Origin of the sequence: Bacteroides sp. f07 (genome assembly GCF_042854785.1) — a bacterium.
In the GTDB taxonomy this organism is placed as follows: Bacteria; Bacteroidota; Bacteroidia; order Bacteroidales; family Bacteroidaceae; genus Bacteroides.
The window spans coordinates 1,924,930-1,939,491 of record NZ_BAABXI010000001.1 but is presented as its reverse complement, the minus strand read 5'-3'; the positions used below and the strand labels follow the sequence as shown (position 1 = coordinate 1,939,491).

Below are 14,562 nucleotides of genomic sequence, written 5' to 3'. Positions count from 1 at the left end.
GGATTTTGTTTTAACTCTGTTTGGGAGAAGGGCGGTTATTACCTTTTCCGCCATTGTTCTTTCCCCGGAAATTCTTTCTTTTAAAGTTGTTGCCATACTTGTTCTTGCTGAAAGAACGTGGCTTGTACTCCGGTGCTTCTCCCAACTCTGCGGGAATGGGAATTTTATAAATTTCTTTCTCCAGGAAATTCTCAATGCTTTTGAAGCTGCTCTGTTCTCTTTCGTTGATGAATGTAAGTGCTACCCCGTCGTTGTTGGCACGTGCCGTACGTCCGATGCGATGAACATAGTCTTCGCTGTCGTGAGGGACGTCAAAGTTGATAACCAGACGAATATCGTCAATATCAATACCGCGGGCAACGATGTCTGTGGCTACTAGTATATTGATCCGACCGGCTTTAAACTCGTGCATCACTGCTTCCCGTTGTACTTGTTCGAGGTCAGAATGCATTTCTCCTACATTCAACTTCATTGACTTCAAAGCTTTAGCTACTTCTTTGACCTTGATTTTGGAAGATGCGAAGACAATGACACGTTCAGGTACTTCATCGATAAAAAGACTACGGATAATACCTAACTTTTGGTTCTCATGGCAAACATATGCAGCCTGGATAATTTTATCAGCAGGCCTTGAAACGGCCAACTTTATTTCTGACGGATTATTAAGGATTGTATTTGCAAGTTGTTGTATTTTGGCAGGCATGGTTGCAGAAAACATGATAGTCTGTCGCTCTTTCGGCAAATACTTCACAATCTGCATAATATCTTCATAGAATCCCATGTCGAGCATACGGTCTGCTTCGTCCAGAATAAAATAAGAAACCTTGGAAAGGTCTACATATCCAAGGCTTAAATGGGCGAGAAGGCGTCCGGGAGTGGCAATAACAACATCAGCTCCCAATGTGAGTCCTTTTTTCTGCTGTTCAAACAGGATGCCGTCATTTCCGCCATATACGGCAACACTCGATGCGGGCATAAAATAGGAAAAACCTTCCATCTGCTGGTCTATCTGCTGGGCCAATTCCCGGGTAGGGGACATAATGACACAATTGATAGCATCCTCAGGATGTTTTCCTTCAGATAGTTTATTTAAAATAGGAAGCAGGAAGGCTGCCGTTTTGCCTGTACCCGTTTGTGCCACTGCTATCAAATCTTTCCCTTCAAGTATGATTGGGATTGCTTGTTCCTGAATAGGTGTGCACTCGTCAAATCGCATGGCATCAAGCGCCTCAAGCACATTTGCGTTTAATTGTAATTCGGAAAACTTCATTCTTTTATTAATTTGTCAGCAAAGATAATTTATTTTTCGCTCTAATTACATATTCAAATAAGAATCTTTGAATCCAAGGAAATAGAGCACTCCGTCAAGCCCGATCGTATTGATGGATTGTTTGGCGTTTGCCACTACCTTGGGTTTTGCATGGAAAGCGATTCCCAGTCCGGCAATCCCCAGCATCGGAAGGTCATTGGCTCCATCACCTACAGCGATGGTTTGTGCAATGTCGACCTTTTCCACTTGTGCAATCAATCGTAGCAGTTCTGCTTTCCGTTTGCCATCTACAACATCTCCCAAGTAGCGTCCGGTCAGCTTTCCATCTATAATTTCCAGTTCGTTGGCATATACGTAATCTATACCATACTTCTTTTGAAGATGCTGCCCGAAATAAGTGAATCCGCCGGAAAGAATGGCAATTTTGTAACCATATTTTTTCAGTACGTACATCAGCCTGTCTACTCCTTCTGTGATAGGCAGGCTTTCAGCTATCTCTTGCATAACGGATTCGTCTAATCCTTTCAGTAGGGCTACACGACGGGTAAAGCTCTCTGTAAAGTCTATTTCGCCACGCATGGCACTTTCTGTGATAGCTTTCACTTCGTCGCCGACACCGGCACGGATAGCCAATTCGTCGATAACTTCAGTCTCGATCAATGTAGAGTCCATATCGAAACAGATCAGACGGCGCATGCGGCGGTACATATTATCCAGTTGGAAAGAAAAGTCCATTTCCAGTTCGCTGGCCAACTTCATCAGGCTTTCCTGCATGGCAATGCGGTCTTTGGGAGTACCTCTCACTGAGAATTCAATGCAGGCACGTGTACGTGCATCTGTAGTGCATTCGTCCAAAGGAATACGGCCTGTCAGACGTTTGATTGCGTCGATATTCATGCCTTGTTCTGCCAGTACGCTGGTTGCCGCCGATATTTGACGTGCGGAAAGTTTGCGGCCAAGTACAGTCAGGATATAACGGTTCTTTCCCTGCATGCCTACCCAATTTTCATATTTTTCTGTAGTAATCGGCTCAAACCGGATGGTGACTCCCAGCGAAGAAGCTTTGAACAACAATTCCTTCATAATGAAACCGGAATGTCTTTCTTCACTCTTAAAAAGAATACCTAATGACAATGTATTATGAATATCTGCCTGACCGATGTCAAGGATGGTAGCATCATATTTGGCTAGTATTTCAGTCACAGAAGAGGTCAGTCCCGGGCGATCTTCACCGGTAACTCGAATCAGAATCAATTCAGTATTTGATGGTTGCATATGAAATAGACTTTTATCCTGCAAAAGTAGAGAAAAAAGTTCGTTTTTATGCTAAATAACATAAAAAGTTATACTCCAAAAGTGAGATTTTTGCTTATTTGCTTGGAAGTTAATTTAATAATTACTTACCTTTGCAACCGGTTTCAAAAATAAAGGCTCTGATAATCAGCGGATTCCTCTTCGCCTGATGCCTGAAAAGACAACGTTTCGGGAAGAAACCACTGTTTAAGGACAGTCCCGGATAGTATTAACTAAAACCGAATTACATGAAGTATGTAAAGTGGATTTTTGTTGTATTACTGATTTGTTCCTTGACCGCTTTCGTTGAGAAAGACAAACCTACCGGAGGTTTGAGTGAGGGTGATGTAGCCCCGGATTTTAAAATCGAATCTACATCGGAAGAGCAACCGACCTTTAAGTTGCGAAATTTGAAAGGGCGATATGTGTTGTTGAGTTTTTGGGCAAGTTATGACGCGCAATCCCGGATGCAAAACGTAAGTTTGAGCAATGCGCTTCGTTCTTCTCATAATGTGGAAATGGTTTCTATTTCATTTGACGAATATCAGTCAATTTTTAAGGAGACCGTTCGTAAGGATCAAATAGTTACGCCCACTTGTTTCGTGGAAACAGAAGGCGAGGACTCCGGGTTATTTAAGAAATACCGTTTGAACCGGGGTTTCACTAACTATTTATTGGATGGAAATGGTGTAATTATAGCCAAAAACATCTCTGCTGCAGATCTTTCTGCTTATCTGGAAAAGATTGGCTGACAATCTTGGGAATGTAAGGAGAAAGAGGAATTTTCTAGATTATACCACTGGGTGAATAATCATGGAGAATAGACAAAAGAGGAAATGGATACAACAAAAAAATCCGCCTATACTTGTTTTAAGCAAGATAGGCGGTTTTTCTATTTTATATATATCTTTTCTTATTTAGGTGCTTTCTGGTACAAGAAGAATGCGATACCTGCATAAAGGATGTTCGGAATCCAGACAGCAATGGCAGGAGGTACGTTTCCATTGACGGCAAAGGTGGAAGTAATGGTTTGGAACAGGATGTAAGAGAAACTCAACCCTAATCCGATGCCCAAATGAAGTCCCATACCGCCTTTCGTTTTTCGCGACGAAAGGGATACTCCGATTATTGTCAGAATGAAAGAGGCGAATGACATGGCAATTCGTTTGTGATATTCAATCTCAAATTCTTTGATATTGGCAAATCCTCTTCGCTTTTGTTTCTCAATGTAGTCACTTAATTGAGGGCTGGTCAACATTTCCTGCTGATTCTTCATGATGAGGAAGTCGGAAGGTTCCATATTGATGATAGAATCAATCCGGTCTCCCTTGGTGATTTTTTCTTTTAGACCGTCCAACTCGCGTATCATATAATCATGGATAGTCCATTTATGAACGGTAGTCGTGTCATAAGTAATGCGGCGTGCGGTCAAGTGGGAAACAAGTTTTTTATCAACAAACTTATCCAAAGAAAAACGGTTTCCTGTTTTCATCGCATTGTTATAGTTGTCTATATATGCGATGACTCCATTATCAACTTCTAACTGTACGTTGCGTGCTGTATTCTGTTTCTTGGGTTTGATATACCTGTCCTCAAAGTTTAGTCGTGTCACGCTTCCTTTGGGTATTACATACGAGCTAAGCATGAATGTTGTCAATGCAATGATGGCAGCAGAAATCATGTAAGGACGCATCATTCTCTTGAAACTCATACCAGTGGAGAACATGGCGATGATTTCAGAATTCTCCGCAAGTTTGGAAGTAAAGAAAATAACAGCAATAAATACAAACAACGGACTGAACAGGTTGGAAAAATAGGGGATAAAGTTCATGTAGTATTCAAGAATGATTTTACTCCATGGGGCTTCATGTTCCATCAATTTGTCCATCTTCTCGTTGAAATCGAATACCACTGCGATAGAAATGATTAATGCAATAGCAAATACGTATGTCCCCAAGAATTTCTTGATGATATACCAGTCCAGCCGTTTTATAAATCGATTGCTTTTCATTCTTTATAGTCTAGTTGATACTCTTTTGACCATCATTGGTTTCCAGGTCGAGAAATCTCCTGCAATGATGTGTTTCCGTGCTTCACCTACCAGCCACAGATAGAAGGCCAGATTGTGTATAGAGGCGATTTGCATAGCCAATAGTTCTTGCGCATGGAAAAGATGACGTAAATAGGCCTTGCTGTATAATGTGTCTACACAAGAAGCACCGTCTGCTTCGATAGGAGAGAAGTCCGTTTCCCATTTTTTGTTTCGCATATTGATGATGCCGTCCTTGGTGAACAGCATGCCATTTCGTCCGTTCCGGGTAGGCATTACACAGTCGAACATATCCACTCCACGTTCGATTCCTTCAAGGATATTGACGGGGGTGCCGACTCCCATCAGATAGCGAGGTTTGTCTTTGGGAAGAATCTCATTGACAACCTCTATCATTTCATACATTTTATCGACCGGCTCACCTACCGCCAACCCGCCGATGGCATTGCCGTCGGCACCTTTAGAAGCTACAAATTCGGCTGATTGCTTGCGCAAGTCGGTATAAACGCACCCTTGAACGATTGGGAAAAGCGATTGGTTGTAACCATATTTAGGTTCAGTTTCATTGAAACGTTTTATACAGCGGTCAAGCCATCTGTGTGTCAACCCCAATGACTTTTTGGCATATGCATAATCCGAGTCTCCCGGCGGGCATTCGTCAAAGGCCATCATAATGTCAGCACCAATTGTACGTTCTATATCCATCACCTTTTCCGGGGTGAAAATATGCTTACTGCCGTCAATGTGTGAACGGAATTCGGCACCTTCTTCACGGAGTTTCCGGATTCCGGCTAATGAGAAGACTTGAAATCCGCCACTGTCAGTCAGCATGGGACGGTCGAAACCGTTGAAGCGATGCAGGCCGCCTGCTTTCTCAATTACGTCCAGTCCCGGGCGCAAATAGAGATGATAGGTGTTGCCCAGAATAATCTGTGCCTGAATATCTTCTTTCAGTTCTGTCAGATGTACTCCCTTGACAGTGCCCAATGTGCCTACCGGCATGAAAATCGGTGTCTGTATCTGCCCGTGGTCTGTTGTTATCAGACCGGCACGGGCATTACTTTTGGTGTCTGTATATTGTAAGTCAAATGTCATTCCTGGCTGGTTTTCTTTACAGATAAATCGATGGCATCCGCAACTTTTTCATTTGTCAGTGCGATGGCGAATACTTCTTTTATGTCGTTTACATAGTGGAAAGTCAATCCCTTCAAATAGAGATCCTGAATTTCATCTATGTTCTTTTTGTTTTCGGCACTCATGATGATTTCTTTGATTCCGGCGCGTTTGGCAGCTAGAATCTTCTCCTTGATGCCGCCGACCGGAAGTACTTTGCCGCGAAGTGTGATTTCTCCTGTCATGGCAAGATTGGCCTTCACTTTTCGTTGAGTCAACGCAGATGCCAAAGAAGTAGCCATAGTGATACCTGCGGATGGGCCGTCTTTGGGGATTGCTCCTTCGGGTACATGGATATGAATATTCCAGTTGTCAAAGATCTCTTCATTCAAATTTAGGATGGAAGCATGAGCTTTGATATATTCAAGTGCCAGCATGGCAGACTCTTTCATAACATCTCCCAAGTTACCGGTCAAGGTAAGGCGTCCGCCTTTGCCACGACTCAGACTGGTTTCAACGAAAAGAATCTCACCGCCTACAGCCGTCCATGCCAATCCGGTAACTACGCCGGCATATTCATTTCCCTGATATTTGTCACGTGTATATTCCGGAGCTCCCAGGAAGTCATACAAATCGGCAGGTTTGATTTCTGTCTTGGTAAAATAACCGTCGGTTGCGTATTGACGAGCAGATTTGCGGAGAATTTTTCCGATTTTCTTTTCCAGTTCACGAACGCCACTCTCACGGGTATATGATTCGATAATGGCTTCCAGCGTATCTTTAGGAAGTTTGATATCCGTTTTTTTAAGTCCGTTGGCTTCCAGCTCTTTCGGAACCAAATGTTTACGCGCAATCTCAACCTTTTCTTCAGTGATATATCCGCTTACCTCAATCAGTTCCATACGGTCGAGCAATGGGCCGGGGATTGTATTCAAATTATTGGCTGTCGCAATAAACAATACTTTTGAAAGATCATAATCTACATCCAGGAAGTTGTCATGGAAAGCCGTATTCTGTTCCGGGTCGAGGACTTCCAATAATGCAGAAGAGGGATCTCCCTGGCGGTCGGCGCTGACTTTATCTATTTCATCCAAAATAAATACCGGATTGGAAGCACCTGCTTTTATCAGGCTCTTGATGATTCGTCCCGGCATAGCGCCTATATATGTTTTGCGGTGGCCACGGATTTCTGCTTCATCATGTACGCCGCCTAAGGACATACGTACATATTTGCGTTTGAGTGCAGACGCAATGGATTTTCCGAGGGATGTCTTACCAACTCCCGGAGGACCGTATAAACAGATGATCGGAGATTTCATATCATCCTTCAATTTCAATACTGCCAAGTGTTCCAAAATGCGCTCTTTCACTTTTTCCAATCCGTAATGGTCTTTATTCAACGTCTTTTCTGCATTTTTGAGATTCAGATTGTCAGTTGTATAAACGCCCCACGGGAGGTTCAACATTGTTTGCAGATAATTAAGCTGCACACTGTAGTCCGGTGATTGTGGATGAGTACGTTCCAGTTTCGCCAGTTCCTTCATGAAAGTTTCTTTGACTTCCATATTCCAACGCATGCTTTCTGCTTTCTGGCGCATTTCTTCTATTTCCTGCTCCTGGCCGCCGCCACCTAACTCATCCTGAATAGTTTTAATTTGTTGTTGCAAGAAATATTCACGTTGCTGCTGGTCAATGTCTTCACGGGCACGCATCTGGATGGATGCTTTGATTTCAGCCAACTGTACTTCACGGTTCAGAATTTCTAATAAGCGGTAAGTACGTTCACGCAATGAGTTGATGCTCAGCAAATCGATCTTTTCATCTTTCTTGAATGGCAGATTTGAGCAGATGAAGTTAACCAGGAACATCGAGTTATTAATATTCTTGATAGCAAATGCCGAATCCTGATGCATTGTATCTGATGATTTGATATAACGCAATGTCAAATCCTTGCATGTCTCTACCAAAGCTTGGAATTCTTTATCGCTGTTGTTGGGAACTTCTTCTTCCAAAAGTTCAATTTCACCTTTTAAATAAGGATGGGTATCGGTAATACTTTTCAGATTCAAACGTTTCATTCCCTGAAGAATGACAGTTGTTGTTTGGTCGGGCATTTCTAATACCCGCACAATACGACCCACAGTACCGATGTTATGTAAATCTTCCAGTTTAGGATCTTCCGTATGTGCTGATCTCTGACATACTACCGCAATATCTTTATGTTTTTTCTCGGCATCGCGTATGAGCTTCAGGGAAGACTTACGCCCCACTGTGATAGGCAGGAATACCCCGGGAAACAACACCATATTACGAAGGGGGAGTACCGGAAGAATTTCACCAGATTTAATATTTACATCGAATGCGTTCTCATCGTTACCATCATAATCAGTAATTAACGAGAAACCGTTGTTATCACCTACATCTTCCAATAAGTATCTTTCTTTCATCTTTTCGTTTTAATTTAGTTTATGTCATACAAATATGCATAAATCGTTTGCAAAGTTAATTGATTCTCTCTAATAATAAAGCACAGTTTGGAATAAAAACACAAAAACAATGCCAAAATATAGGGCGATAAACGAAGTATTCCATAATAATTATTTATTTTTGGCGGTTTACAGTAAGAAAGTAGAATAAAAACAGATTTAAAAATAAGCGGATAAAATGTCGAATCCTTATTTTCAATTTAAGCAGTTTACGGTGTGGCATGATAAGTGTGCTATGAAAGTTGGTACAGACGGAGTGCTTTTAGGGGCGTGGGCTTCTGTCAGGAATGCACATCGGATTTTGGATGTTGGGACAGGAACGGGATTGGTCGCATTAATGTTGGCTCAACGTAGTTTGCCGGATGCGAATATTGTCGCTTTGGAAATTGACGAAGCCGCTGCCGGGCAGGCCAGAGAAAACGTTGCTCGTTCCTCTTGGAAGGAGCGGATAGAGGTAGTGCAGGTTGATTTTAAGAAATATCAATCTTCGGCCAAATTTGACGTGATTGTTTCTAATCCTCCGTATTTCATAGATTCATTGGGGTGTCCGGATCAACAGAGAAATTCGGCCAGACATAATGATTCTTTGACCTATGAAGATTTATTGGCGGGGGTGGCCGGATTATTGGCAGAAGATGGAACTTTCACGATTGTAATCCCGGCGGATGTGGCTGATAGAGTAAAGATGATAGCTTCTGCGAAGAGAATGCAGGCGGTTCGACAATTAAATGTGATAACCAAGCCCGGTGGTATCCCTAGACGCACTCTGATTACCTTTTCTTTTGCTAATCAAGAATGCATTGTGGAGGAACTATTAACGGAAGTTGCCCGACACCAATATAGTAAGGAGTATGTAGCATTAACTCGGGAATATTATTTAAATATGTGAGTAACCCGGAAGAATCATAAAAAGCAGAGGATGAATTCATCCTCTGCTACCCAAACTGTTCGTATCGGGATTTAGTGCTTTTACAGCTTCTTTCACTACTTTCTTGGTTGGGTTACGATAAACTTCCGCTTGTTGTACCGGCATTATCTCATTCACCATTCTTTCATATCCTTTTTGTTCTAACAAATGAACTTCTTTTTCATTTGTCTCTTTTGTTTTTTCTGTTTTCATATTACTTTTCTTTTTTAATACCTACTTTCTTTGAAAACAGAAAATAGTGGAGTATGGTTCATTTTACCAGAATATATTTTCAGTTAATTGATCTCAATAAGTGCATTAATATATATCTTTGTCCCTATAACAATTCCCATTATTTAGATTATGAAAGAAAATAAATATGATGATAGTCGCTTCTTTAATCAATATTCTAAGATGACTCGTTCGGTAGAAGGATTGCAAGGTGCCGGAGAATGGCATATATTACAGAAGATGTTACCAGATTTCACTGGGAAAAGAGTATTGGATCTAGGATGCGGATTTGGTTGGCATTGTATCTACATAATAAAGCACGGGGCCAACCACGTAACTGGAATTGATATTTCTGAGAAAATGCTGGAAGAAGCTCGGAAAAGAAATCCTTCTCCACAGATAGAATATAAGTGCGTGGCTATTGAAGATTTCGATTATCGACCAAATTCATATGATATTGTAATCAGTTCGTTGACTTTTCATTATCTTGAGTCCTTTGTAGATATATGTCGAAAGATTAACAAATGTCTTACTAAAGGAGGCTCGTTTGTATTTTCAGTAGAGCATCCGATATTTACTGCTTACGGCAATCAAGAATGGTGTTATGACTCGGAAGGTAGACGTATTCATTGGCCGGTAGATCGTTATTTTGCAGAAGGCAAACGTGTCGCTGTCTTTTTAGGTGAGGAAATTTTTAAGTATCATAAAACGTTGACTACTTATATTAATGGTCTTCTTCAAACCGGATTTGAAATATGTGAATTAATAGAGCCACAACCGAGTGAAGTAATGTTGGATACTATTCCGGAAATGAAAGATGAACTTCGCCGTCCCATGATGCTTCTGATTTCTGCAAAGAAAAAAGTAGAGATGCAAACGGGTGAAATTCAGGTTGTTGAGAAATAATAAGTAAAAAACATCCCTTTAGTTATTGTTAATTAAAAAATACTCCGTATCTTTGCACCGCTTTTGAAAAGAACAACCCTTCAAAAAAAGTAGCGGGGTGTAGCGCAGTCCGGTTAGCGCACCTGCTTTGGGAGCAGGGGGTCGTGGGTTCGAATCCCGCTACCCCGACTACAAAGAAAGAGGGAGTTCAGTTAAAAGTTTTTCGGGGTGTAGCGCAGTCCGGTTAGCGCACCTGCTTTGGGAGCAGGGGGTCGTGGGTTCGAATCCCGCTACCCCGACGAAAATGTTAAGTAAGGAATTTAGAAATAAAAAGCTGATGCATACTATGTCTCAGCTTTTTTGTTTTATACAAATGATAGGTTGATTCACTTTGTTTGACTGCAATTTATTTCCCCATTGTCGGACGCTGTCAGAAGCTTATTCCCGGCAGGCGAAATTATTACTTCTACCCGAATATTCTTATTAGATTGCCTTCCACGCTATAATCAGTTTATTTCTGACTCTCTTTGGCGTTTTTGGAATAACCTGGTATGCAGTAGAACAGCGAAAGAGGGAGATTGTCATCCGGAAAGTACACGGCGCCTCTTCATTGCAAATTCTGTTATTGCTGAACCGCCCATTTTTTCTTTATATCTTATTTGCTTATGTGATAGCTGTTCCGATAGTGTTTGTTTTAATGAGATATTGGAGAGGACAATTTGTATATCCTGCAATTTGGGGGATAGATGTGTTTGTAATACCTATTGTCATACTTGTGTTTGTAACTTTTGTCACTGTCGTTTTTAACGGGTATCATACAGCATTAAGCAATCCTTCGGAAACAATAAAGACTGAATGAGTCTATAAATTAATGCAATGATTTCACCGTTTTTACTTTAAAAGACAATTGGAAAAAATTATCTTTGCACTATTCCAATTTTTTTCAAATAAGAGAATGTATATGAATAGAATGAACGTTTTTTTATTGTTTGCTGTTGTGATTGGTTTTAGTGCATGTCAATCAAAAAGTAAGCAAGCGGCAGAGCGGGAGATAGTGGCTGATGGCAGTCTGCCTGTTGCTCCAACAGAAGAAGAAAAAACAATAACCGGAGTTGTGGGAGATGCTTCGATGAATAACTTTATGCTAATTGTTCCGCAAGGAGATACTCTCTTTATTAGTACAATGGATCAGGAACCGAACGATATTGCTGGTTTTGAACTGGGAGATACGGTAAGAGTGAATTATATAGAAGAAGAGGAAGAACCCGGATCAAGTACTATACCGACCGCTCAAAAAGTAATTGTGATAGGAAAGAAAAGCCGGAATAAATAATTAATCTAACAATAACGCAGAAATTATGAAAAAGAAAATGTTGGCGGCAATTTTGCTGACGGGATTATTGGTTGCATGTAGCGGTAACTCTACTTCAGTTGTAGGTGTATGGGTAGAGCCTGTACCGGGTATGGAAGGACAAATGCAAGGTATTAAGATAGAAGAGGGTGGTGCTGCATCTTCTGTTAATATGGCTACATTGGTTTATGAAAACTGGAAGCAAGAAGGCGATAAGCTGATTCTGTCAGGGAAAAGTATTGGTAATGGACAGACTATTGAGTTTATAGATACAATGGAGATTAAAAAGTTGATGGCTGATTCGTTAGTCTTGAATAATCGCGGAATGGAGATTCGCTATGCGAAACAGAAAGAATGTGATTAATATGTGAGTATACCCTTATTTAATAAATAAAAAAGCTATTTTCCTGATTTGATAAAGGAAAATAGCTTTTTTTATTAGGATTCTAAATGCTGATTATAAAAGGTCTAAGGCTTTGAACGCTTTTGTCAGCTTTTCTACAGCACTGTCAATTTGCTCTTTTGTATGAGTAGCCATCAATGCCACACGCACCAATGTATCTTGTGGAGCACATGCCGGCGGAATAACCGGATTGATGAACACACCTTCATCAAAAGCTAATTTCGTAACCATGAAAGTCTTTTCCGTATCACGTACATAAAGAGGAATGATAGGTGATTCTGTCGCACCGATTTCAAAACCGGCTTCACGGAAACGTTTCAATGCATAGTTGGTAGCTTCCCATAGAGCCTCAAGTCTTTCCGGTTCGTTTTGGATGATATGGAGAGCTTCCAAAGCAGATGCAGTAGCAGCCGGAGTATTGGAAGCGCTGAATATATAAGTACGCGCATTGTGACGCAGCCAGTTGATGATTGAAGAATCAGCGGCAATAAAGCCACCGATAGAAGCCAGTGATTTACTGAAAGTACCCATAATCAAGTCAACCTCGTGAGTCAGACCGAAATGGTCGCAAACACCGCGCCCTTGTTTACCGAATACACCTAAGCCATGAGCTTCGTCCACCATGATAGTAGCATTGTATTTATGCTTCAAGCGTACGATTTCGGGCAAGTTTGCCAAGTCACCTTCCATAGAGAACACACCGTCCACTATGATTAGCTTCACTGAGTCCGGATTGCACTTTTGAAGTTGCTTTTCCAGATCAGCCATGTCGTTGTGCTTATATTTTAATTGTTGGGAGAAAGAGAGACGACGGCCGTCTACGATGGATGCGTGGTCACGGTCATCGCAGATGATATAATCATTACGGTCTGTCAAAGCAGGAATAACTCCGGAATTTACCGTAAAACCGGTAGAGAAACACAGAGCTTCATCTTTGCCAACGAAAGCAGCCAGTTCTTTTTCCAGTTGGACATGCAGGTCAAGCGTACCATTCAAGAAACGCGACCCTGCGCATCCGGAACCATATTTATGCATGGCTTGAATACCAGCTTCAATAACTCTTTCATCTCCCGTAAGGCCAGTGTATGCATTGGAACCGAACATCAATACTTCGTGTCCGCCCATCTCTACCTCTGTACCCTGTTTTCCTTCTATCTCACGGAAATATGGGTAAACGCCCTGTGCCATAAATTTTTGTGGCAGGTCGTATTTAGCTAACTTCTCTTGTAATAATCCCATGAATTATAATTTATAATACTCATATACTCAGACCATTCGCTGACGGTCTAATATCCTTTTATCTTAACAAGTGTTTAAAACAGGGGGCAAAGATAACAATTTTTGCTTTCATCTGTTCTTTTTAAGAGAAAAAAGTTGCTCGCTTGAGATTAGAAACCTCTAATAGATTAAAATTTAAGATATTTATATTACTTTTGTCGTCTACAATCGACAAGAATAGCATGAACGAAAGTATGAAAAAAATAAAATTCATCGTCAACCCTATTTCAGGAACGCAAAGTAAAGAATTGATTCTTAACTTGCTGGATGAGAAAATAGACAAGACGAAATACTCTTGGGAAGTAGTGTATACAGAGAGAGCCGGTCATGCAGTAGAGATAGCCGCCCAAGCTGCGAAAGAAAAAGCGGACGTGGCAGTGGCTATCGGTGGAGACGGGACAATCAACGAAATAGCTCGTTCGCTGGTACATACTGATACTGCATTGGGCATTATCCCTTGTGGGTCGGGCAATGGACTGGCGCGGCATCTGCATATACCTATGGAACCGAAAAAAGCATTGGAAGTGCTGAACGCGGGATGTACGGATATAATAGATTATGGTAAGATTAACGGAACAGATTTCTTCTGTACCTGCGGAGTGGGATTTGATGCTTTTGTCAGTCTGAAATTTGCGCATGCCGGTAAACGGGGATTGTTGACTTACTTGGAAAAAACGCTGCAAGAAAGTCTTAAGTATCAGCCGGAAACCTACGAACTGGAAACTGAAAACGGAGTGTCCAAATATAAGGCTTTTCTTATTGCCTGCGGAAACGCGTCACAATATGGAAATAATGCTTATATTGCTCCGCAAGCCACGTTGACGGATGGTTTGTTGGATGTCACCATATTAGAACCGTTTACTGTTTTGGATGTACCTTCGCTTGCTTTTCAGTTATTTAATAAAACAATCGACCAGAATAGCCGTATCAAGACCTTCCGTTGCAAGAAGTTATGTATTCGGCGGACAACTCCGGGCGTGGTGCATTTCGACGGTGACCCCATGGAGACGGACGCCGATGTAAATATTGAGTTAATTCAAAGAGGATTGCGTGTAGTAGTGCCGCGTGCTGCAGAAAAAGATGCGGCAAATGTGCTTCAAAGAGCGCAAGAGTATATGAATGGCATCAAACTGATGAATGAAGCCATTGTTGACAATATAACAGACAGAAACAAGAAAATATTGAAAAAGCTGACAAAGAAAGTCTGAGAAAATTACGGATAACTAATCACGAATTACAAATTATTGCGTACTTTTGCGGAGTTTTGGTTCAGCCAAAATAAAAACGCGAGTGAT

General features: G+C 41.3%; 14 protein-coding genes and 2 tRNA genes. 9 read left to right on the top strand and 7 right to left on the bottom strand.

Annotation, left to right across the window (positions count from 1 at the left end; translation table 11 throughout):
• Nucleotides 1–10: 10 nt before the first annotated feature.
• On the bottom strand, nucleotides 11–1,270 hold the full coding sequence (locus ACGHVY_RS07725; RefSeq protein ID WP_308747151.1) for a DEAD/DEAH box helicase: 1,260 nt from the start codon (nucleotides 1,268–1,270) through the stop codon (nucleotides 11–13).
• A 45-nt stretch (nucleotides 1,271–1,315) separates the two neighbouring features.
• Nucleotides 1,316–2,545, bottom strand: coding sequence for a phosphoserine phosphatase SerB (gene serB / locus ACGHVY_RS07720; protein ID WP_390598214.1), 1,230 nt, complete (start codon nucleotides 2,543–2,545; stop codon nucleotides 1,316–1,318).
• Nucleotides 2,546–2,811: 266 nt separating this feature from the next.
• On the opposite strand from serB, the gene ACGHVY_RS07715 reads away from it, so the two are divergent.
• Entirely contained in the window at nucleotides 2,812–3,315 is a 504-nt protein-coding gene (locus ACGHVY_RS07715; RefSeq protein ID WP_390598212.1) for a thioredoxin family protein, read from the top strand.
• A 161-nt stretch (nucleotides 3,316–3,476) separates the two neighbouring features.
• On the opposite strand, the gene ACGHVY_RS07710 is transcribed toward ACGHVY_RS07715, so the two are convergent.
• From ACGHVY_RS07710 to lon, 3 genes are read right to left on the bottom strand one after another with little or no spacing between them, the layout of a single operon-like run.
• Nucleotides 3,477–4,574, bottom strand: a complete 1,098-nt coding sequence (locus ACGHVY_RS07710) for an LptF/LptG family permease (protein WP_390598211.1) — start codon at nucleotides 4,572–4,574, stop codon at nucleotides 3,477–3,479.
• A 3-nt stretch (nucleotides 4,575–4,577) separates the two neighbouring features.
• Nucleotides 4,578–5,708 carry a tRNA guanosine(34) transglycosylase Tgt gene (tgt, locus tag ACGHVY_RS07705; RefSeq protein ID WP_390598209.1) on the bottom strand — a complete coding sequence of 377 codons (1,131 nt, stop codon included), beginning with the start codon at nucleotides 5,706–5,708 and terminating at the stop codon, nucleotides 4,578–4,580.
• Complete coding sequence (gene lon / locus ACGHVY_RS07700; protein ID WP_390598208.1) at nucleotides 5,705–8,173, bottom strand: endopeptidase La; 2,469 nt, start codon at nucleotides 8,171–8,173, stop codon at nucleotides 5,705–5,707. Before lon ends, tgt begins: the two co-directional genes overlap by 4 nt.
• A 217-nt stretch (nucleotides 8,174–8,390) precedes the next feature.
• On the opposite strand from lon, the gene ACGHVY_RS07695 reads away from it, so the two are divergent.
• Entirely contained in the window at nucleotides 8,391–9,101 is a 711-nt protein-coding gene (locus ACGHVY_RS07695) for a tRNA1(Val) (adenine(37)-N6)-methyltransferase (protein ID WP_390598206.1), read from the top strand.
• A 36-nt stretch (nucleotides 9,102–9,137) separates the two neighbouring features.
• On the opposite strand, the gene ACGHVY_RS07690 is transcribed toward ACGHVY_RS07695, so the two are convergent.
• Nucleotides 9,138–9,332 (bottom strand): hypothetical protein, encoded by a 195-nt coding sequence (locus ACGHVY_RS07690; protein ID WP_308747295.1) that lies wholly within the window; start codon nucleotides 9,330–9,332, stop codon nucleotides 9,138–9,140.
• 150 nt (nucleotides 9,333–9,482) lie between these two features.
• Between ACGHVY_RS07690 and ACGHVY_RS07685 the strand changes: the two genes are divergently transcribed.
• From ACGHVY_RS07685 to ACGHVY_RS07660, 6 genes are all read left to right on the top strand, one after another.
• A complete protein-coding gene (locus ACGHVY_RS07685; protein WP_390598204.1) occupies nucleotides 9,483–10,256 on the top strand; it encodes a class I SAM-dependent methyltransferase in 774 nt (257 codons plus the stop codon).
• 93 nt (nucleotides 10,257–10,349) lie between these two features.
• Nucleotides 10,350–10,424 (top strand) — tRNA-Pro (locus ACGHVY_RS07680).
• Between the two features lie 35 nt (nucleotides 10,425–10,459).
• Nucleotides 10,460–10,534, top strand: a tRNA-Pro gene (locus ACGHVY_RS07675).
• A 188-nt stretch (nucleotides 10,535–10,722) separates the two neighbouring features.
• Complete coding sequence (locus tag ACGHVY_RS07670) at nucleotides 10,723–11,094, top strand: ABC transporter permease (protein WP_390599660.1); 372 nt, start codon at nucleotides 10,723–10,725, stop codon at nucleotides 11,092–11,094.
• Nucleotides 11,095–11,196: 102 nt separating this feature from the next.
• Nucleotides 11,197–11,568, top strand: a complete 372-nt coding sequence (locus tag ACGHVY_RS07665; RefSeq protein WP_390598202.1) for a hypothetical protein — start codon at nucleotides 11,197–11,199, stop codon at nucleotides 11,566–11,568.
• 25 nt (nucleotides 11,569–11,593) lie between these two features.
• Entirely contained in the window at nucleotides 11,594–11,950 is a 357-nt protein-coding gene (locus ACGHVY_RS07660) for a lipocalin family protein (protein ID WP_308747079.1), read from the top strand.
• 93 nt (nucleotides 11,951–12,043) lie between these two features.
• Here the strand turns inward: ACGHVY_RS07660 and spt are convergent, their stop codons facing one another.
• The gene (spt, locus tag ACGHVY_RS07655; RefSeq protein WP_308747078.1) at nucleotides 12,044–13,228 is read right to left on the bottom strand and encodes a serine palmitoyltransferase; all 1,185 of its coding nucleotides are present in this window, start codon (nucleotides 13,226–13,228) and stop codon (nucleotides 12,044–12,046) included.
• 221 nt (nucleotides 13,229–13,449) lie between these two features.
• On the opposite strand from spt, the gene ACGHVY_RS07650 reads away from it, so the two are divergent.
• A complete protein-coding gene (locus tag ACGHVY_RS07650) occupies nucleotides 13,450–14,475 on the top strand; it encodes a diacylglycerol kinase family lipid kinase (RefSeq protein WP_308747077.1) in 1,026 nt (341 codons plus the stop codon).
• Nucleotides 14,476–14,562: the final 87 nt, after the last annotated feature.